Origin of the sequence: Pseudorhizobium tarimense (assembly GCF_022968135.1) — a bacterium.
Lineage (GTDB): Bacteria > Pseudomonadota > Alphaproteobacteria > Rhizobiales > Rhizobiaceae > Neorhizobium > Neorhizobium tarimense.
This window is the reverse complement of record NZ_JALJRA010000007.1, coordinates 95,784-114,256: the sequence shown is the minus strand read 5'-3', so window position 1 is coordinate 114,256 and position 18,473 is coordinate 95,784. Positions and strand designations below refer to the sequence as shown.

Sequence of the window (18,473 nt, the reverse complement as noted above, 5' to 3'; positions counted from 1 at the left end):
AGCTTAAGGAGAAAAGACAATGGCTGAAGCATCCTCTGCTCCCGCACGCCGCCCGTTCCACCGCCGTCGCAAGACCTGCCCCTTCTCGGGCGCCAATGCACCGCGGATCGACTACAAGGACGTCCGTCTCCTGCAGCGCTACATTTCCGAGCGCGGCAAGATCGTTCCGTCCCGCATCACGGCCGTTTCCCAGAAGAAGCAGCGCGAACTGGCCAAGGCCATCAAGCGCGCCCGCTTCCTCGGCCTGCTGCCCTACGTCGTATCGTAATCAACATCGAGATCCGCCGAAACCTCGGCGGATCTCCTCCCTTCCGCGATGGGCGCGGATCGGAACCAGAAATTCCCATGTTGGGGACAAGCGCCTGACACCTTTGTCGGCCACCCTCCCCTAACTGCTCTATGCAGGACAGCGAGACCGTGAAGACACCGAAACAGACCGTGCTGCCGATCGGCATCCTTGCCGGCGTCGTTGCGACGCTGCTGGTGCTGGGTGCGATGTCGCAGCCGTCGTTTGCGTCCGTGCTATACGCCGCTTCCGCACTGCCGATCCTCGTCGCCGGCCTCGGCTGGGGTAATCTCGCCGCCGTCACGTCGATCGTCATGGCGGCTGCCCTCGGTGCCGCCTTCGTGTCGGTGCCCTTTGCCCTGACGACCGCAATCTTCACCCTCATTCCTGCAGGCTGGCTGTCGCACCTCGCAAACCTGGCGCGCCCTGCCTCCGAAGTCGGTGGACCGGACAACCTGCTCGCCTGGTATCCGCTCTCCGACATCCTGCTTCATCTCTGCGGACTGGTGACGCTCGCCGTGATCGCGCTCGGCGTCGTCATCGGCTACGGCCCCGAACTGACCAACGAGATGGTCGACATGATGACCCAGGCGCTGCAGGGCCAGGACCCGACGCTTGCGCCCGATCCTGCGGCGCTCGCACAAACGAAGTCCTTGTTTGTGCTGATGCTGCCGATGATCCAGGGTGGGCTTTGGGTGCTGCTGCTGTTTGCGGCCTATTACATCGCATCCCGCTTCGTCTCGCGCTCGGCCCGTGCACTTCGTCCGCGCGAGGACATGCCGTCGGCGCTGCGGATGAATCGGAATGCGATCTTCATCTTCCTTGCCGGCATCCTGCTCACCTTCCTGGGTGGCGTGCCGGCGATGATCGGCGCCACCATCTGCGGCACCTTCGGCGCCGGCTTCCTGATGGCGGGATTTGCCGGGCTGCATTTCCGCAGCAAGGGCAAGGACTGGCGCCTTCCGGTGCTGGTTCTCGCCTATCTCTCCTCGCTCATGCTGCTGCCGGCGTTCTTCATCCTTGTGCTCGGCCTGGCCGACACGCGGCGGACGATCGCGCTTACGCCCGCGAGGCCATCACAAGACACCAACGAAACCGACTAACTTCAACCTCGAAAGGACAAACCCATGGATGTCATTCTCCTTGAGCGTATTGCCCGGCTTGGCCAGATGGGCGAAACCGTAAAGGTTCGCGACGGCTACGCCCGCAACTACCTCCTGCCGCAGGGCAAGGCACTGCGCGCCAACGAAGCCAACAAGAAGCGCTTCGAAGCCGAGCGTGCGACGCTCGAAGCCCGCAACCTCGAGCGCAAGGGCGAAGCCCGCAAGGTCGCCGACGCGCTCGAAGGCAAGACCTTCATCATGGTTCGCTCGGCTGGTGAAACCGGTCAGCTTTACGGTTCGGTTGCCGCTCGCGACATCATCGAAGCACTGGCTGCCGAAGGCTTCAACATCGGCCGCAACCAAGTCGACCTCAGCCTGCCGATCAAGACCATCGGCCTGCACAAGGTCACGCTCCTGCTCCACGCAGAAGTCGAGATCGAGATCGAGATCAACGTTGCCCGTACGGTTGAAGAAGCCGAGCGTCAGGCCAAGGGCGAGACCCTTACCTCCGCGGACGCCATCTATGGCGTAGACGAAGACGCTCTTCGTCCGGAAGACTTCTTCGATCCGGATGCAGACCGCGCAGAAGAAGACGAAGAATAAGACGTCTTCTGCTTCAAGGCATGAAAAAGCCCCCGGTGCATCGTGAACTGGCCCCCGAAGGTGATGTCCAACTTTCGGGGATCAGTTCGTCGCCGGGGGCTTATTTTTTGTTGTCCAACCCTTGTTCCGCCTGTCAGGCGAGCCGCTTTCCCGCCTGATCGAAGGTGTGGATGTTGGCCTGCGCTGCTGCGATCTGGATGGTCTCGCCGATGGCGATCTGCGTACGGCCCGGCACGCGGAACACGATGGTGTTGCCGTCGCCGAGCGAGGCATGGACGTAGCTTTCCGCCCCGACCAGTTCGACGGCATCGACCGTCACCTGCCCCCTGAAATCGGAAGGTGCGTTTTCATCGGCGATGACGATGTCTTCCGGACGGATGCCGACCGTTTCCACGCTTCCCGCCACGCCGGCACTCGTCGAAAGCGACCAGCCGCTCCCCTCGACGGCCTTGCGCTTCAGAAGGTTCATCGACGGCGAGCCGATGAAGGTCGCCACAAAGGTGGAGACGGGGCGTTCGTAGAGCTCGATCGGCGTGCCGACCTGCTCGATCCTGCCGCCATTCAAAACCACCAGCCGGTCCGCAAGCGTCATAGCCTCCATCTGGTCGTGGGTAACGTAGACGCTGGTGGTCGCCAGCGACCGCTGCAGGCGGCGGATCTCGACGCGCATCTGCACGCGCAGCTTGGCGTCGAGGTTTGACAGCGGCTCATCGAAGAGGAAGGCCGCCGGCTTGCGCACGATAGCGCGACCCATGGCCACGCGCTGACGCTGACCGCCGGAGAGCTGGCGCGGCTTGCGCTCCAGGTACTGCTCGATTTCCAGCGCGCGCGCTGCATCGGTGATGCGGCGGTCGATCTCTTCCTTCGGCGTGTTGCGGTTCTTCAGACCGTAGGCGAGGTTCTGGCGCACCGTCATATGCGGGTAGAGCGCGTAGTTCTGGAACACCAAAGCGATATCGCGCTGCGACGGCTCCAGCTTGTTGACCACCCGGTCGCCGATCACGATCTCGCCCGAGGAAATGCTCTCGAGCCCGGCAATCATGCGCAGGAGGGTCGACTTGCCACAGCCCGAGGGTCCGACGAGGACGATCATCTCGCCGTCCTCGATCTTCAGCGAGACGCCCTTGATCGCTTCGATGTTGCCGCCGTAAACCTTGCGGACGTCCTTCAGTTCAATTCCGGCCATTACTTTTCAGTCTCCACAAGACCCTTGACGAACCAGCGCTGCATCAGAACCACCACGAGAACGGGCGGGATGATGGCCAGCACGGCCGTGACCATGACGTAGTTCCACGGCGTGGACGCGTCGGTGAAATCGACCAGGCGCCGCAGGCCGATGATGATGGTGTTCATCTTAGCGTCGTTGGTGACGAGCAGTGGCCACAGGTACTGGGTCCAGCCGTAGATGAAGAGAATGACGAAGAGCGCCGCGATGTTGGTCTTCGACAGCGGGAGGAGGATGTCCTTCATGAAGCGGAAGGGTCCCGCATTATCGATGCGCGCGGCCTCCACCATCTCGCCCGGAATGGTCAGGAAGAACTGACGGAACAGGAAGGTGGCGGTGGCGGATGCCATCAGCGGCAGCGTCAGGCCCGCATAGGTGTCCAGCAGTCCGAGATCAACGATCACCTTGTAGGTCGGCAGGATGCGCACCTCGACGGGCAGCATCAGGGTGATGAAGATCATCCAGAAGAAGCCCATGCGAAACGGGAAACGGAAGAAGACGATCGCGAAGGCGGACAGGAAGGAGATGATGATCTTGCCCACCGCGATCGCCATGGCGACCACGAAGGTGTTGAACAAGAGCCGCTCCAGGCTGACGCCGACCACCCGCTCCAGGCCGCCCGACATGGCGCCGGCGTAGTTTTCAACGAACTGGTCCCCCGGCAGCAGCGACATGGGCGCCCGGATAATCTCCACCGAGGTCATCGTCGAGGCGACGAAGGTGTAGTAGATGGGGAAGGCGACGATCAGGATCCCGATGACCAGCATCAGGTGAGCCATGAGCCGCGCGACGGGGCGATTTTCAATCATAGTGCGCAGCCCTCAACCATAATGAACCTTCTTTTCGACGAAGCGGAACTGGAAGGCAGTCAGCCCGATCACGATCACCATCAGCACGACCGACTGCGCTGCCGAGGAGCCGAGATTGAGGTTCACGAAACCGTCGTTATAGACTTTGTAGACCAACGTTTCGGTCGCCTTTGCCGGCCCGCCGCCCGTGACGGCATGGATGATGCCGAAGGTGTCGAAGAAGGCGTAGACGGTGTTGACGACCAGGAGGAAGAAGGTCGTGGGCGCCAGCAGCGGGAAAATGATCGTCCAAAACCGCCGGCTACCGCGGGCGCCGTCGATCGCCGCTGCTTCCAGCAGAGACTTCGGAATCGCCTGCAAGCCGGCGACGAAGAAGAGGAAATTGTAGCTGATCTGCTTCCACGCGGCCGCAACAACCACCAGCAGCATGGCCTGGTTTCCGTCCAGCAGCGGGTCCCACATAATGCCGTTGCGGCGCAGCATGTAGGCGAAGGTGCCCATGGCCGGATTGAACATGAAAAGCCACAACATGCCGGCAACGGCAGGTGCGACGGCATAGGGCACGATCATGAAGGTGCGGTAGAAGCCGCGTCCGCGCACGACGAGGTCAGCCGCGGTTGCCAGCAGCAGTGCCGTGCCCATGGCAAGCGCTGCCGTCAGGACGCTAAAGACGACCGTGACCTGCAACGAATGCAGGTAGCTCGGATCGGAAAAAATAGCGCTGAAGTTTGCAAAGCCGACGAAGGTGCTTCTGAGGCCAAAGGGATCCTCGCGCATCGCCGACTGGTATAGCGCCTGGCTGGCGGGCCAGAAGAAGAAGATCACCGTCAGCACGATCTGCGGGGCGACGAGGAAATAAGGAAGTATCTTGTTGGGAAAGACGACGTTCTGCAAAGCGAAACCCTTCGGCAGACGAAAAGGAGCCGCCCGGACGTTTAAATCCGGACGGCTTCATGAGGTTGGATCAGTTGCCGAGGGCCTGCTGGATGGCAGCGTTGCCGCGCTCAACTGCCTTGTCGAGAGCAGCCTTGGCATCCTGTTGGCCGGCCAGCATTGCTTCGAACTCCTCGTTCATGATGTCGCGAACCTGCGGCAGGTTGATGAGGCGAACGCCTTTGGAATTTTCCGTCGGCTCCTTGCCCATCATCTGCTGGATCGGCGTTTCACGGCCCGGGTTCTTTTCATAGAAGCCCGATTCCTTGGTCGCGTTGTAAGCTTCCATGGTGACCGGCAGGTATCCGGAGACCTGGTGCAGGCGCGCCTGGACGTCGGTCTGCGACAGGAAGTTGAAGAATTCGGCAATGCCCTTGTACTCTTCATCCGACTTGCCGCCGAACACCCAGAGGCTCGCACCGCCGGGGATCGTGTTCTGCGGACGTCCCTCGCCTTCGTAGTAAGGCAGCTGGCCGATGCCGTAGTTGATGCCGCTCTTGACGATATCGCCAAGGCCGCCCGAAGATTCCGTCAGGATGCCGCATTCGCCGGAGAGGAAGAGCTGCTTGGCTTCCGACGTACGACCGCCGTAGCGGAAGACGCCTTCCTTGGCGAGGTCGGCGATCGACTGAAAGTGCTCGACGAACTGCGGTGAGTTGAACGTCAACTCGACATCCGTGCCGCCAAGGCCGTTTTCCTTCGTGGCATAGGCCAGATTGTTCCAGGCGGAGAAGTTCTCGGTCTGGATCCAGGTCAGCCAAGTCGAGGTGTAACCGCAGGGCGCTGCACCGCTGGTCTTGATCTTGCGGGCGGCTTCCCAAACCTCAGGCCATGTCTTCGGCGGGTTCTCGGTGTCGAGGCCTGCCTTTTCGAAGATATCCTTGTTGTAATAGAGGATCGGCGACGATGAGTTATACGGGAAGGACAGCATGGTGCCGTCCGGCTTCGAATAGTAAGCAACGATGCCCGGCAGATAGCGGGACTTGTCGAAGCTGTAGCCGCCCTTTTCCAGCACTTCCGCGACCGGCATGACGGCACCTTCGGCGCCCATCATGACGCCGGTGCCGACGTCGAATACCTGGATGATCGCCGGAGACTGCTTTGCGCGGAATGCGGCGATGCCGGCATTCAGCGTTTCGGGATAGGTTCCCTTGAAGACCGGGACGATCTTGTACTCGCTCTGCTTTTCGTTGAATTCCTTGGCGAGGTTATCGACCACCTCGTTGTTGGCGCCCGTCATCGCGTGCCACCACTGAAGTTCGGTGGCGGCAAAGGCGCTCGAGGTCGCAAACAGCGACAGGCCTGCTACTGCTGCCGAGGCAGCGATTGATTTCGTGGACATGTCTTCCTCCCTTAACCACAGACGCGGCTTTCCCTGCGCCCCAGGCTCGTCCGCATCCGTTCCGCCGGATGCACGTAGATATTCCAAGCCTCAATTAGCTAACTCAGGAATGAGCCCTTTGACAATGGACATCCACAAAAATCGCTTTCGAGTGCCTTTCGTTTTCTTTCATATCCAAAGGTCCTGTGAATTTTCACCATACTTTGCCTAACGCGTGGCCGCCCCCTGCACCCCCGACACCAGATGGTTGACAGGGGTATCGCCCCCCTCCATGGTGGGAGCGAACAGGAGAAAGGGATACCCAAAATGAACCTCAAGAAGAGCCTCGTCGCCATGGTGGGCGTGCTCGCCGTCGGCGCCAGCGTCGCTTTCGCGCAATCGCCGTCCTTCTTCCGCATCGGCACCGGCGGCACCGCGGGCACCTATTATCCGATCGGCGGGCTGATCGCCAACGCCATCTCCGGCGCAGACGGCCAGGGCGTCGAGGGCCTTGTCGCCACCGCCGTTTCCTCGAACGGGTCGGTCGCCAACATCAATGCCATCCAGGGCGGCTCGATGGAATCGGGCTTCTCGCAATCCGATGTCGCCTACTGGGCGCATACCGGAACCGGTCTTTATGAGGGCAAGGACAAGGTTGAGGACCTGCGCCTGATCGCGACCCTTTACCCGGAAACCATCCACGTTGTCGCCCGCAAGGATGCCGGCATCAATTCGATCGCGGATCTCAAGGGCAAGCGCGTCTCGATCGACGAACCCGGCTCCGGCACGATCGTCGATGCCCGCATCGTGCTCGGCGCCTATGGCCTGACGGAAGACGACATTGAGGCAGAGCACCTGAAGCCCGGCCCGGCGGGCGACCTGCTGCGCGACGGCGGCCTTGACGCATACTTCTTCGTCGGCGGCTATCCGACCGGTGCCGTTTCCGAACTGGCAACCTCTGCCGGCATCACGCTGGTGCCGATCAGCGGCCCGGAAGTGGACAAGCTGCTCTCGGAGTACAACTTCTTCTCCAAGGACACCGTGCCTGCCGACACCTATCAGGGTGTGGGCGAAACCCCGACCATTTCGGTCGCCGCACAGTGGGTGACGAGCGCCAAGCAGCCTGAGGATCTCGTCTACAACATCACCAAGGTGATGTGGAACGATGCAACCCGGCAGGCACTCGATACCGGCCACGCTAAGGGCAAGATGATCACGCTGCAGAACGCCACGACCAGCCTCGGCATTCCGCTGCATCCGGGCGCCGAACGCTTCTACAAGGAAGCCGGTGTCCTGAAGTAAGACAGCCGCACGACAGGCAAAACAGCGGCGGTCCGCCATGAGCAGGCCGCCGCTTTCCGTATAAGCAGTATCTGAGGAAAAGATCATGGCCGAGAGCGAGCAGAAGCCGGCGCGCATGGAACTGGACGAGGCGAAGGCGCGCGAACTGGAAGAACAGTTCGATTCGGAAATCCGCTTCCGTCCGTTGGCGCCGCTTGCCGCCCGCCTCGTTGGCGCAGCGCTGATCGCCCTGTCGATCTTCCACTACTACACCGCCGGTTTTGGGTTGTTTTCTGAAGTCTTCCATCGGGGCATTCACCTTTCCTTCGTGCTTGGCCTGATCTTCCTGGTGTTCCCCTTTGCCAAGCGAGGATATGACCAGCCCGCCCGCTCCAGCGTCATCCGCCCGCTCGGAATCTCGCTGTTCGACTGGGCGCTTGCCATCGGCGCCGTCATCGCCGTACTGCATGTACCGTTCATCCCGCTGGACGACCTCGCCTTCCGCGTCGGCAATCCGACGACCACAGATGTTGTCCTCGGCGGCATCCTGATCGTGGTGCTGCTGGAGGCGACGCGTCGCTCCGTTGGCTGGCCGCTGCCGATTATCGCGGTTCTTTTCATGGCCTATTCCCTCTACGGGCCCTCGATGCCGGGCATCCTGGTACATCCGGGCGCTACATTCTCGCAGCTCGTCAACCATCTCTACCTGACCTCGCAGGGCATCTACGGCATCGCGCTCGGCGTGGTGGCGACCTATGTCTTCCACTTCGTGCTGTTTGGTGTTTTCGCCACCCGCATCGGCCTCGGGCAGCTCTTCCTTGACTGCGCCGCCTGGGTCGCCGGCCGCTTTGCCGGCGGACCGGCAAAGGTTTCGATCTTCGGCTCGGCGCTGTTTGGCATGATCTCCGGCTCCTCCGTCGCCAATACGGTCACCGTCGGCTCGCTGACGATCCCCGCGATGATCCGGTTGGGCTACAAGCGCCAGTTCGCCGCAGCCGTCGAAGCTGCCTCCTCCACCGGAGGGCAGATCACGCCGCCGATCATGGGTGCTGCCGCCTTCCTGATGATCGAGTTCTTGAACCTGCCCTATACGACGATCATCCTGGCGGCGATCGTGCCGGCCTTCATGCATTTCTTCGGCGTGCTGATCCAGGTTCACTTCGAGGCGAAGCGGACGGGCCTGCGCGGCATGACACGGGAAGAGATGCCGGATCTCGGTGAGGCCTTCAAACGCGACTGGCCGACCGTGATCCCGCTTGTCGTGCTCGTCGGCATCCTGCTCTCCGGCTACACGCCCTATCTCGCCGCCTTCTGGGGAATTACGCTTTGCGTGGTCGTCGGCCTCGTCAATCCCCGCCGCCGAATGTCAGTTACCGAGGTGTTCGAAGGCCTGCGCGATGGCGCGAAATACGCACTCGCCGTCGGTGCCGCCGCAGCAACCGTCGGCATCATCGTTGGCGTCGTGACGCTGACGGGCGTCGGCTTCAAGATCTCCTATATCGTCACCTCTACGGCAGCGGACATGGCCACCTTCATCGGCACGATCGTGCCGGCCGCCTGGTTCGGGCCGACGACGCTGACGCTGCTTTTCACCCTGATCATGACCGGCATCGTCTGCATCCTGATGGGTTGTGGCATCCCGACCACGGCGAACTACATCATTATGGCCACGATCGCCGCGCCGACACTCGGCATGCTCGGCGTCGAGCCGATCGTGGCGCACTTCTTCGTGTTCTACTACGGCGTGCTTGCCGACATCACGCCACCGGTGGCGCTCGCCGCCTATGCTGCGGCGGGCATGGCAGGCGCTGATCCGTTCAAGACCGGCAACACGGCCTTCCGGCTCGGGCTGGGTAAGGTGCTCGTGCCTTTCGTCTTCGTCTTCTCCCCATCCCTGCTGCTGGTGACATCCGATTTCACTTGGTCCAACTTCGCGATTGCCTTCGTCGGGTGCACGCTCGGCATCACCTTCCTCGGAGCCGCACTTTCCGGCTTCATGTTGGTACGGACAAAGGCTTGGGAGAACGTTCTGCTGATCATTGCGGCGATACTTCTGGTGGTTCCGGAATCAACGTCCTCGCTTGTCGGTCTTGCACTGGCTGCACCGGTGCTCCTGCGACAGTTCTCCGGCTATCGCAGAGGCGCAGTCGCCTTGTAGCGAATCGCACGGCGGCGTAATGTCATCTCCTTTCCGTGGCGGCCGGCAACCGATCTGCCACGGTCAATTCATTCGTGTTCGGTTTGGCGCGTTATTTATCCACAGGTCCGCCGCGGCTGTGGAGATCGGCTATTGCGGGGCCTCTCTCTGCTTTCGCCACTTTCTCCGCCTCGATCTTCGTTAAGATCGCGCCGAACCCAAAGACATCGACTGGACGACATGCAGGACGTAGCACGCAAGCTGACGGCGCTCAGCAACAAGGACGCCGAACCTCACTACCGTGAGGCTCCGAACAACATCGAGGCGGAGCAGGCGCTGCTTGGCGCCATCCTCGTGAACAACGATGCCTATTACCGTGTGTCGGACTTCCTGAAGCCGCCGCATCTGTTCGAACCGCTGCACCGTAGGATCTTCGAGGTCGCCGGCGACATCATCCGCATGGGCAAGACGGCAAACCCGGTCACCATGAAGACCTTCCTGCCCGCCGACGAGAAGGTGGGCGACCTGACGGTGGCGCAGTATCTCGCGCGCCTTGCCGCGGAAGCCGTCTCCATCATCAACGCTGAGGACTATGGCCGCGCGATCTATGATCTGGCGCTGCGCCGCGCGCTGATCACCATCGGCGAGGACATGGTCAACATTGCCTATGATGCGCCGCTCGACATGCCGCCGCAGACGCAGATCGAGGACACCGAGCGGCGCCTCTTCGAGCTAGCCGAAACCGGCCGCTATGACGGCGGCTTCCAGTCGTTCAACGATGCCGTGGCGCTGGCGATCGACATGGCGGGCGCAGCCTTCGAGCGCGACGGGCAGCTATCGGGCATCTCGACCGGCATCATGTCGCTCGACGCCAAGATGGGCGGCCTGCAGCGCTCCGACTTGATCGTGCTCGCCGGACGTCCGGGCATGGGCAAGACCTCGCTTGCCACCAACATTGCCTACAACATTGCGGCGGCCTACGAGCCCGAGGTTCAGCCTGACGGCTCGTTCAAGGCCAAGAACGGCGGCGTCGTCGGCTTCTATTCGCTGGAAATGTCCTCCGAGCAGCTCGCGACCCGTATCATTTCCGAGCAGACGGAAGTCTCCTCCTCCAAGATCCGCCGCGGCGACATCACCGAAGCAGATTTCGAAAAGCTGGTCGCCTGCAGCCAGATGATGCAGAAGGTGCCGCTCTTCATCGACCAGACGGGTGGCATCTCCATCGCGCAGCTTTCAGCCCGCGCCCGCCGCCTGAAGCGCCAGCGCGGCCTCGACTGCCTGGTGGTGGACTATATCCAGCTGATGACCGGCTCCGGCAAATCCGGCGAAAACCGCGTCCAGGAAATCACCCAGATCACCACCGGTCTCAAGGCGCTCGGCAAGGAGCTGAACGTCCCGATCATCGCACTGTCGCAGCTCTCCCGTCAGGTGGAAAGCCGCGAAGATAAGCGCCCGCAGCTTTCCGACCTTCGTGAATCCGGCTCGATCGAGCAGGACGCCGACGTTGTGCTCTTCGTGTTCCGTGAGGAATACTATGTGAAGAACATGGAGCCGCGCGATATTTCCGATCCGAAGTATCCGGAATGGGAACAGCACTTCGAGAAGGTCAAGGGCACGGCTGACGTCATCATTGCCAAGCAGCGTCACGGACCGACCGGCACGGTCAAACTCGCCTTCCAGTCCGAGTTCACGCGCTTCGCCGACCTCGCGGATCCGAGCTTCACGCAGTACGAAGAGCACTGATCGACTTGCGCGACGGGACCTACAGTCCCGTCGTACGCAAAAGCGCGACCGTCGCCATGCCGATCATCACGCTCGGCAGAAGCGAGAGACGCAGCGCTGCAAGGATGGTTGCTGCACAGGCGAGTGTTTCCGCCACTCCCGTTGCCAATGCCGTCGGCACCACGACCGCCGTCAAAACGGCCGGCGGAATTGCTTCGAGCATGCGCCGGGCTCTTGGACCAGGCGTGACGAAGCGCACCAGCACGAGACCGCCGAAGCGTGTCAGCAGCGTCGCCACGGTCATGGCCAGGATGACAGCGAGCGTGGAGGTGTTGATCGTCATGGCTCCTCGCCTTCTACGCTCTCACTCTCGACGAAGGCTGCGCACAGAAGGCCGGCTGCGGCGCCCGCGATGATGTACCAGACGCCGTTGGTGGTTTGTTGGATGATCAGCGCCGCGACAGCGCTCGCGCCGATGATGGCGGCTGTGGCCCTGCCCTTCCAGAAGCCGAGGATCAGGACGATGAAGACTGCCGGAAAGGCGAAATCGAGGCCGATCACGGCCGGATCGCCGAGCGTCGCACCCAGCGCTGCTCCGGCAAGAGTGGAAAGGACCCAGGCGCCATAGAAGGGAGCGACGATGCCCGCATACCACGCCGGCGAGAGGCCGGTGACCGTGCGGGCGCGGGCCTCGGCCATCGCCCATATTTCGTCAGCGAGAAAGAGCATCGCCGCCCATCTTTGCAATAGACTGAACCGGCCCATCTTGTCGGCGATCGAACCGCCCATCAGCACGTGCCGCATGTTGACGAGGAGTGCCGCAAAACCGATCACTGTCCAGCTGGCCGGGTGGGTCCAGAGGTCGAGCGCCACGAACTGGGAGCCACCGGCGAAGACCATCGCGCTCATCAGGACTGCTTCGAAAGCCGACATTCCCTTGGTTGCGGCCACGGTACCGAAGACGGCGCCGACTGGGATCACGGCGATCAGCAGCGGAAGGATTGCGCGCATGCCGGTGGCAAAATCATCCAGTCGTTGAACAGGGGAATGCATGGCAGGCTCCGGTTTTTTCAACCGGCTGTAGCGGCTCAGGCGTGCAGCGTCTTGAAGGAAAGTGATCAGGCGCTGCGAAAAAGACCGGGAGTGACACCGATGCGTGCCTTGAAGTGGCGGGTGAAGTGCGCCTGGTCGGCGAAGCCGCACTCGCCAGCAACCAGCGCGGGAGACATGCCCGCCAGCAATAGGCGCCGGGCGTGGCGGATGCGCAGATCGGTCAGGAAGGCGTGCGGCGTGATGTGGAACTCCTTACGGAAGGCCCGGATCAGGTGGGCTCGGCTGAGATCGGCGGTGCGGGCCAGTTCCTCGAGACCGACATCCGACTGGAAGTGCGCCGCCAGATAGTCCCTCGCCCGCTGCACGCCAGTCTTTTCTCTCGTCTGGGGCGGCAGGATGATCGATTCGCCATAGCGCCGAAATAGAATCACGAGGACGGAAAACATGCCCTCGTCCGCCTCCAGCGTACCGACATTGCCTTCCAGGCGGCGGTGGGCAATCTGAAAAGCCTGTCCCAGTTCAGGGTCGAGCGGCAGGTGTTGGCGGAAGGCGGGAATGCCATGGACGGGCTTGCCTGTCGCGTCCTCAAGCACATCACGCATCAGCGCCTGATCCGGATAGATCATGCGGTAGCGGTAGCCGCTGTCGGCGGGTGCTCCATCATGCACCTCTCCGGGGTTGATCAGGTAGAGGCGCCCCGGCCCCGTCTGTTCTCGCTCGCCCCTGATCGTGGAGATCTGTGCGCCAAGCTCGATGGTGCCGATGCTGTAGGTATCATGCGCATGCGGCGCATACTCGTGCGTCAGGAAGGTTGCGCTCAGGCATTCCATGCCAGCAAAGCGCCGGTCACGCCAGAAGCGGCTTGCTTCGGCTTCGGCGAGCGGCATGGCATTCAGTGCGTGTTCCTGAGAAACATTGTGCATAGCGCCACAATATCCGGCGCCGTCCTTACCGTCTTGAACAAAAGTGCTAGGTTCCGCCGCACCTCGCCCCATGCAGTATGCTGATGATGGATTGCTGATGAACGACCTGGATCTCCTTCCCGAGCCAAATGACGCCTTCGAAATCGCCTCCGTGCGGCTGACGGTCGACCTGCAGGCGCTTGCGGACAACTGGCGGGAGATGGCACGCCGATCGGGCATGGCCCGCGCGGCCGCGGTCGTCAAGGCGGATGCCTATGGCCTCGGGCTGGAGGATTGCGGCACGACGCTTTACGAGGCGGGTGCACGGGATTTCTTCGTCGCGGTGGCGCAGGAGGGCGTGACGCTTCGTGCCTATGCCCCGGAGGCGCGCATCTTCGTGCTCTCCGGGATCTGGCCGGGTCAGGAGCGGATGTTCTTTGAGAACGATCTGGTACCGGTACTTGCCTCCGAGGAGCAGCTCGCCTTCTGGATGGGCGTGATCGCCGAATTTGGCGACTACCCTTGCGCGCTGCAGGTGGACACTGGCTTCAATCGGCTTGGGCTTCCGCTTGCGGATGCGCTGGCACTTGCCGAAGACGTCTCACGTCCAGCGAGCTTTTCACCTGTCCTGGTGCTGTCCCATCTGCACAGCGGCGACACGCCCTCCGCGCCCAGCAACAAGCTACAGCTTGAATCATTTCAGCAGGTTACCGCTGCATTCGAAGGCATCGAATCAAGCCTGTCCGCATCTGCGGGGATCTTTCTCGGCCAGGACTACCACTTCGACCTGACGCGTCCGGGGATCGCGCTTTACGGTGGCGAGGCGGTGAACGGAGCAAAGCCGCTGCGCGCTGTCGCCACGGCGGAGGGCCGCATTCTCCAGATACGGGAGGCGCAAAAAGGCGAAACCGTCAGCTATGGCGCAACGCACCAGCTTGCGCGTCCAAGCCGGCTGGCGATCGCCTCGGTCGGCTATGCGGATGGCTATCTGCGCTCCCTCTCCGGCTCGGGCATCCCCTTGCGTGGCGATGGATCGCACGGCGCGTTCGGCTTCATCGCAGGTAAGCGCGTGCCGGTGGTTGGGCGGGTGACCATGGACCTGACGATCTTCGACGTGACCGATGTGCCGGAGCAGCACATCCACACCGGTGACTACATTGAGCTCTTCGGGCCGAACATCTCACTGGACGAGGTGGCGCGTGCGGGGGGAACGATCGGCTACGAGATGCTGACGAGCCTCGGCCTTCGCTACGAGCGGCGCTACCTTGAGGCGGCAGACTAGCTCAGACTCCTCTTGCCACTGACTGCCCACGCAGTTATGCAGACAAATGTTCCGCTTTCGTTCCGGCGGTTCAGACGAGGCGGCGACTGATCCATGGCAAAACCCAAGACACAATTCATCTGCCAGAACTGCGGCACCGTACACACCCGCTGGGCGGGCAAGTGCGAAGGCTGCGGTGAGTGGAACACCATCGTGGAGGAAGACCCGATGGGCGGCATCGGCGGCGGCCCCGGCAAGGTGCCGAAGAAGGGTCGCGCCGTGGCGCTGACGACGCTTTCCGGCGAGACGGAAGAGGCACCACGCGTCCAAACCGGCATCTCCGAGCTCGACCGGGCAACCGGCGGGGGCTTCGTGCGAGGTTCGGCGGTTCTGATCGGCGGCGATCCTGGCATCGGCAAGTCGACGCTGCTGATGCAGGCGGCGGCAGCACTTTCGCGCCGCGGTCACCGGATCATTTACGTTTCGGGCGAAGAAGCAGTCGCACAGGTGCGATTGCGCGCCCAGAGGCTTGGCGCGGCCGATTCCGACGTGCTGCTTGCCGCCGAGACGAATGTCGAGGACATCCTTGCGACGCTGGCGGAGGGTAAGCGCCCCGACCTCGTGATCATCGATTCCATCCAGACGCTTTGGAGCGACACGGCAGACTCCGCACCAGGGACCGTCACCCAGGTCCGCACGGGCGTGCAGGCGATGATCCGCTTTGCCAAGCAGACCGGAGCCGCCATGGTGCTTGTCGGCCACGTGACCAAGGAAGGGCAGATCGCGGGACCGCGCGTGGTCGAGCACATGGTCGATGCCGTGCTATACTTCGAAGGCGACCGCGGGCATCATTACCGCATCCTGCGGACGGTGAAGAACCGCTTCGGCCCGACCGACGAGATCGGCGTCTTTGAGATGTCTGACAACGGGCTGCGGGAAGTCGGCAATCCATCCGAACTCTTTCTCGGCGAACGCAATGCCAAGACGCCGGGTGCCGCCGTCTTCGCCGGCATGGAAGGAACGCGTCCTGTCCTCGTGGAAGTCCAGGCGCTGGTCGCCGCCACTTCGCTTGGAACGCCGCGACGCGCCGTGGTCGGCTGGGATTCCTCTCGGCTCGCGATGATTCTCGCCGTCCTTGAGGCCCATTGCGGCGTGCGGCTCGGCCAGCATGACGTCTACCTCAATGTTGCCGGCGGGTACCGGATTTCGGAGCCGGCGGCTGATCTTGCCATTGCCTCAGCGCTCGTCTCCTCGCTTGCCGGCAGCCCGCTGCCGGCCGACTCCGTCTATTTCGGTGAAATCAGCCTGTCTGGCGCCGTTCGCCCCGTTTCGCAAACGGCGCAGCGGCTGAAGGAAGCGGAGAAGCTCGGGTTTGCGGGTGCACTCCTGCCGGCAAGCTCTGCCGAACTGCCAAAATCGTCTGCCGGTCGCTGGACGGAAATCGAGGATCTGCCGGACCTTGTCAGCCGCATTGCGGGCTCCGCCGCAAAGCTTGCAAAGGCGCAGGAAGATGATTGATCTTCCGTTCACGGATTCGCTGTTGTAAGAGACTGCCGGAATACGGGGGGCCGCCGCATCGCGTGCCCGAGTCTTGGAGTACGTCCTACATGCCCATCACGATCTTCGACGGTATCGTCATCGGCGTAACGCTCTTTTCCGCCGTGCTTGCCATGGTGCGTGGCTTTTCGCGTGAGGTGCTGTCGATCGCCAGCTGGGTCGGTTCGGTTGCTGCCGCTTACTACCTCTACCCGCTACTGGTTCCCTATGCGCAGAACTACACGACCGATGATCGCATTGCGATTGCGGCATCCGCAGGCATCATCTTCATTATTGCGCTGATCCTGATCTCGTTCATTACCTCGCGGATCGCGGACTTCATCATCGACAGCCGCATCGGCGCGCTGGACCGCACGTTGGGCTTCCTCTTCGGGGCCGCCCGTGGCATTTTGCTTCTGGTCGTCGCGGTCGCCTTCTGGAACTGGCTGGTGGACGTCCGTTCGCAGCCGGACTGGGTGCGCCAGGCAAAGTCGAAGCCCTTCCTCGACACGCTGGTCGGCCGCCTCGAAGCCGTTCTGCCGGAGGATATTGAGCCGCAGATCCGTGCGCGCATCACCGGACAGGAAGACACTCCGGCGGAAGGGGCGCCTGGCCAGGGTCAGCCGCCGGCAGAGACTGCTCCGGCAGAAGATGCGCCGGCGACAAATAATTGACGTTTTGTTGCGCTTGAAGCGCGGCCAGACATCACCATTTGTGCTATCATTCGAGAATTCATGAGGACGGGCTGGCCGTGGGAAGTTGTGATCCCCGCCGGCTCTTCCCTTTTCCGAAAGGCAAGGGCCAGTAGATGAACCAGCCGGTTTCCCCGAAGATCGCAGACGAACTCGATGGTGACACGCTTCACGAGGAATGTGGGGTCTTCGGCATACTTGGCCATCCAGACGCAGCCGCGCTGACCGCACTCGGTCTTCATGCGCTTCAGCATCGCGGACAGGAAGCGGCTGGCATCGTCTCCTTCGACGGCACCCGGTTTCATTCCGAACGCCGCATGGGCTTGGTCGGCGACCATTACACCGATCCAGCGACGTTGGCGAAACTGCCGGGTACTATCTCTATCGGCCATGTCCGCTATTCCACGACGGGTGAAGTGGCGCTGCGCAACGTCCAGCCGCTGTTTGCCGAACTGGAAGTCGGCGGCATTGCGGTTGCCCACAACGGCAACTTCACCAACGGTCTGACGCTGCGCCGGCAGCTGATCGCCGGCGGCGCCATCTGCCAATCGACCTCGGACACAGAAGTCGTCCTGCACCTGATCGCCCGCTCCCGCTACACTTCGACCGCAGACCGCTTCATCGATGCCGTGCGGCAGATGGAGGGGGGCTATTCCATGCTGGCGATGACGCGCACGAAGCTGATCGCTGCACGTGACCCCACGGGCATCCGGCCGCTCGTCATGGGTGAACTCGACGGCAAGCCGATCTTCTGCTCGGAAACCTGCGCGCTCGACATCATCGGCGCCAAGTACATCCGCGATGTGGAGAACGGCGAAGTTATTATCTGCGAAATCCAGCCCGACGGCTCGGTGCAGATTGATGCCCGCAAAGCCGGCAATCAGCAGCCGGAACGGCTCTGCCTGTTCGAATACGTCTACTTCGCCCGCCCCGATTCCGTCGTCGGCGGTCGCAGCGTCTATGTTGCGCGCAAGAATATGGGCATCAATCTCGCCAAGGAATCACCGGTCGAGGCGGATGTCGTCGTGCCGGTTCCGGACGGGGGCACGCCTGCAGCGCTCGGCTTTGCGCAGGAGAGCGGCATTCCCTTCGAATACGGCATCATCCGCAACCACTATGTCGGTCGTACCTTCATCGAGCCAACGCAGCAGATTCGCGCCTTCGGCGTGAAGCTGAAGCATTCGGCCAACCGCGCGATGATCGAAGGCAAGCGCGTGGTGCTGGTCGACGATTCGATCGTTCGCGGGACGACCTCGGTCAAGATCGTGCAGATGATCCGCGAGGCGGGTGCCAAGGAAGTGCACATCCGCGTGGCGAGCCCGATGATCTACTATCCCGACTTCTACGGAATCGATACGCCGGACGCCGACAAACTGCTCGCCAACCAGTATGACAGCCTGCAGGCTATGTGCGACTACATCGGTGCCGACTCGCTCCAGTTCCTCTCGATCGATGGCCTTTATCGCGCTGTCGGCGGCGAAGCGCGGAACGCGGCACGGCCGCAGTTTACCGATCATTACTTCACCGGCGACTACCCGACCCGGCTCCTGGACAAGAGCGGCGAATCCATGGGCAACAAGATCTCGGTGCTGGCCAGCAACGGCTGATC

17 protein-coding genes are annotated in these 18,473 nt (G+C 62.2%); 10 read left to right on the top strand and 7 right to left on the bottom strand.

The window, feature by feature from the left end; translation table 11 throughout:
• Positions 1-19 precede the first annotated feature (19 nt).
• The 3 genes from rpsR (at position 20) to rplI (ending at position 1,992) form a co-directional block, all read left to right on the top strand.
• A complete protein-coding gene (gene rpsR, locus MUU54_RS10050) occupies positions 20-268 on the top strand; it encodes a 30S ribosomal protein S18 (protein ID WP_239999819.1) in 249 nt (82 codons plus the stop codon).
• 149 nt (positions 269-417) lie between these two features.
• Complete coding sequence (locus tag MUU54_RS10045; RefSeq protein WP_376742080.1) at positions 418-1,389, top strand: DUF2232 domain-containing protein; 972 nt, start codon at positions 418-420, stop codon at positions 1,387-1,389.
• Positions 1,390-1,413: 24 nt separating this feature from the next.
• Complete coding sequence (gene rplI, locus MUU54_RS10040; RefSeq protein WP_247243886.1) at positions 1,414-1,992, top strand: 50S ribosomal protein L9; 579 nt, start codon at positions 1,414-1,416, stop codon at positions 1,990-1,992.
• A 133-nt stretch (positions 1,993-2,125) separates the two neighbouring features.
• Here the strand turns inward: rplI and MUU54_RS10035 are convergent, their stop codons facing one another.
• The 4 genes from MUU54_RS10035 to ugpB form a co-directional block, all read right to left on the bottom strand.
• On the bottom strand, positions 2,126-3,178 hold the full coding sequence (locus MUU54_RS10035; protein ID WP_247243885.1) for a sn-glycerol-3-phosphate import ATP-binding protein UgpC: 1,053 nt from the start codon (positions 3,176-3,178) through the stop codon (positions 2,126-2,128).
• Complete coding sequence (gene ugpE, locus MUU54_RS10030) at positions 3,178-4,026, bottom strand: sn-glycerol-3-phosphate ABC transporter permease UgpE (RefSeq protein ID WP_247243884.1); 849 nt, start codon at positions 4,024-4,026, stop codon at positions 3,178-3,180. The genes MUU54_RS10035 and ugpE overlap by 1 nt, the downstream gene beginning before the upstream one ends.
• Before the next feature lie 12 nt (positions 4,027-4,038).
• On the bottom strand, positions 4,039-4,920 hold the full coding sequence (gene ugpA, locus MUU54_RS10025) for a sn-glycerol-3-phosphate ABC transporter permease UgpA (RefSeq protein WP_247243883.1): 882 nt from the start codon (positions 4,918-4,920) through the stop codon (positions 4,039-4,041).
• 70 nt (positions 4,921-4,990) lie between these two features.
• Entirely contained in the window at positions 4,991-6,301 is a 1,311-nt protein-coding gene (ugpB, locus tag MUU54_RS10020; protein ID WP_247243882.1) for a sn-glycerol-3-phosphate ABC transporter substrate-binding protein UgpB, read from the bottom strand.
• Positions 6,302-6,607: 306 nt separating this feature from the next.
• On the opposite strand from ugpB, the gene MUU54_RS10015 reads away from it, so the two are divergent.
• From MUU54_RS10015 to MUU54_RS10005, 3 genes are all read left to right on the top strand, one after another.
• Positions 6,608-7,582, top strand: coding sequence for a TAXI family TRAP transporter solute-binding subunit (locus MUU54_RS10015; RefSeq protein WP_247243881.1), 975 nt, complete (start codon positions 6,608-6,610; stop codon positions 7,580-7,582).
• 85 nt (positions 7,583-7,667) lie between these two features.
• Positions 7,668-9,719, top strand: coding sequence for a TRAP transporter permease (locus MUU54_RS10010; protein WP_247243880.1), 2,052 nt, complete (start codon positions 7,668-7,670; stop codon positions 9,717-9,719).
• 219 nt (positions 9,720-9,938) lie between these two features.
• Complete coding sequence (locus MUU54_RS10005; RefSeq protein WP_247243879.1) at positions 9,939-11,441, top strand: replicative DNA helicase; 1,503 nt, start codon at positions 9,939-9,941, stop codon at positions 11,439-11,441.
• A gap of 19 nt (positions 11,442-11,460) precedes the next feature.
• On the opposite strand, the gene MUU54_RS10000 is transcribed toward MUU54_RS10005, so the two are convergent.
• From MUU54_RS10000 to MUU54_RS09990, 3 genes are all read right to left on the bottom strand, one after another.
• A complete protein-coding gene (locus MUU54_RS10000) occupies positions 11,461-11,763 on the bottom strand; it encodes a branched-chain amino acid transport AzlD family protein (RefSeq protein WP_247243878.1) in 303 nt (100 codons plus the stop codon).
• Positions 11,760-12,473, bottom strand: coding sequence for an AzlC family ABC transporter permease (locus MUU54_RS09995; protein WP_247243877.1), 714 nt, complete (start codon positions 12,471-12,473; stop codon positions 11,760-11,762). Before MUU54_RS09995 ends, MUU54_RS10000 begins: the two co-directional genes overlap by 4 nt.
• 65 nt (positions 12,474-12,538) lie before the next feature.
• On the bottom strand, positions 12,539-13,396 hold the full coding sequence (locus tag MUU54_RS09990) for an AraC family transcriptional regulator (RefSeq protein WP_247243876.1): 858 nt from the start codon (positions 13,394-13,396) through the stop codon (positions 12,539-12,541).
• A gap of 97 nt (positions 13,397-13,493) precedes the next feature.
• Between MUU54_RS09990 and alr the strand changes: the two genes are divergently transcribed.
• The 4 genes from alr to purF all read left to right on the top strand — a co-directional run bounded on the left by alr (position 13,494) and on the right by purF (position 18,471).
• On the top strand, positions 13,494-14,657 hold the full coding sequence (gene alr / locus MUU54_RS09985; protein WP_247243875.1) for an alanine racemase: 1,164 nt from the start codon (positions 13,494-13,496) through the stop codon (positions 14,655-14,657).
• Positions 14,658-14,750: 93 nt separating this feature from the next.
• Positions 14,751-16,154 carry a DNA repair protein RadA gene (gene radA, locus MUU54_RS09980; RefSeq protein ID WP_247243874.1) on the top strand — a complete coding sequence of 468 codons (1,404 nt, stop codon included), beginning with the start codon at positions 14,751-14,753 and terminating at the stop codon, positions 16,152-16,154.
• A gap of 89 nt (positions 16,155-16,243) precedes the next feature.
• Positions 16,244-16,846: a CvpA family protein gene (locus MUU54_RS09975; RefSeq protein WP_247243873.1), complete on the top strand. Its 603-nt coding sequence runs from the start codon at positions 16,244-16,246 to the stop codon at positions 16,844-16,846.
• Between the two features lie 134 nt (positions 16,847-16,980).
• Complete coding sequence (gene purF / locus MUU54_RS09970; RefSeq protein ID WP_247243872.1) at positions 16,981-18,471, top strand: amidophosphoribosyltransferase; 1,491 nt, start codon at positions 16,981-16,983, stop codon at positions 18,469-18,471.
• The last annotated feature ends 2 nt before the right edge of the window (positions 18,472-18,473 follow it).

Excerpts from the sequence above, each read along its gene's own strand:
- alr (WP_247243875.1), top strand. The coding sequence starts at position 13,494 with ATGAACGACCTGGATCTCCTTCCCGAGCCAAATGACGCCTTCGAAATC.
- purF (WP_247243872.1), top strand. The coding sequence starts at position 16,981 with ATGAACCAGCCGGTTTCCCCGAAGATCGCAGACGAACTCGATGGTGAC.
- rplI (WP_247243886.1), top strand. The coding sequence starts at position 1,414 with ATGGATGTCATTCTCCTTGAGCGTATTGCCCGGCTTGGCCAGATGGGC.
- MUU54_RS09995 (WP_247243877.1), bottom strand. The coding sequence starts at position 12,473 with ATGCATTCCCCTGTTCAACGACTGGATGATTTTGCCACCGGCATGCGC.
- MUU54_RS09975 (WP_247243873.1), top strand. The coding sequence starts at position 16,244 with ATGCCCATCACGATCTTCGACGGTATCGTCATCGGCGTAACGCTCTTT.
- radA (WP_247243874.1), top strand. The coding sequence starts at position 14,751 with ATGGCAAAACCCAAGACACAATTCATCTGCCAGAACTGCGGCACCGTA.
- rpsR (WP_239999819.1), top strand. The coding sequence starts at position 20 with ATGGCTGAAGCATCCTCTGCTCCCGCACGCCGCCCGTTCCACCGCCGT.
- MUU54_RS10010 (WP_247243880.1), top strand. The coding sequence starts at position 7,668 with ATGGCCGAGAGCGAGCAGAAGCCGGCGCGCATGGAACTGGACGAGGCG.
- MUU54_RS10015 (WP_247243881.1), top strand. The coding sequence starts at position 6,608 with ATGAACCTCAAGAAGAGCCTCGTCGCCATGGTGGGCGTGCTCGCCGTC.
- MUU54_RS10005 (WP_247243879.1), top strand. The coding sequence starts at position 9,939 with ATGCAGGACGTAGCACGCAAGCTGACGGCGCTCAGCAACAAGGACGCC.
- MUU54_RS10000 (WP_247243878.1), bottom strand. The coding sequence starts at position 11,763 with ATGACGATCAACACCTCCACGCTCGCTGTCATCCTGGCCATGACCGTG.
- ugpE (WP_247243884.1), bottom strand. The coding sequence starts at position 4,026 with ATGATTGAAAATCGCCCCGTCGCGCGGCTCATGGCTCACCTGATGCTG.
- ugpB (WP_247243882.1), bottom strand. The coding sequence starts at position 6,301 with ATGTCCACGAAATCAATCGCTGCCTCGGCAGCAGTAGCAGGCCTGTCG.
- MUU54_RS10035 (WP_247243885.1), bottom strand. The coding sequence starts at position 3,178 with ATGGCCGGAATTGAACTGAAGGACGTCCGCAAGGTTTACGGCGGCAAC.
- MUU54_RS09990 (WP_247243876.1), bottom strand. The coding sequence starts at position 13,396 with ATGCACAATGTTTCTCAGGAACACGCACTGAATGCCATGCCGCTCGCC.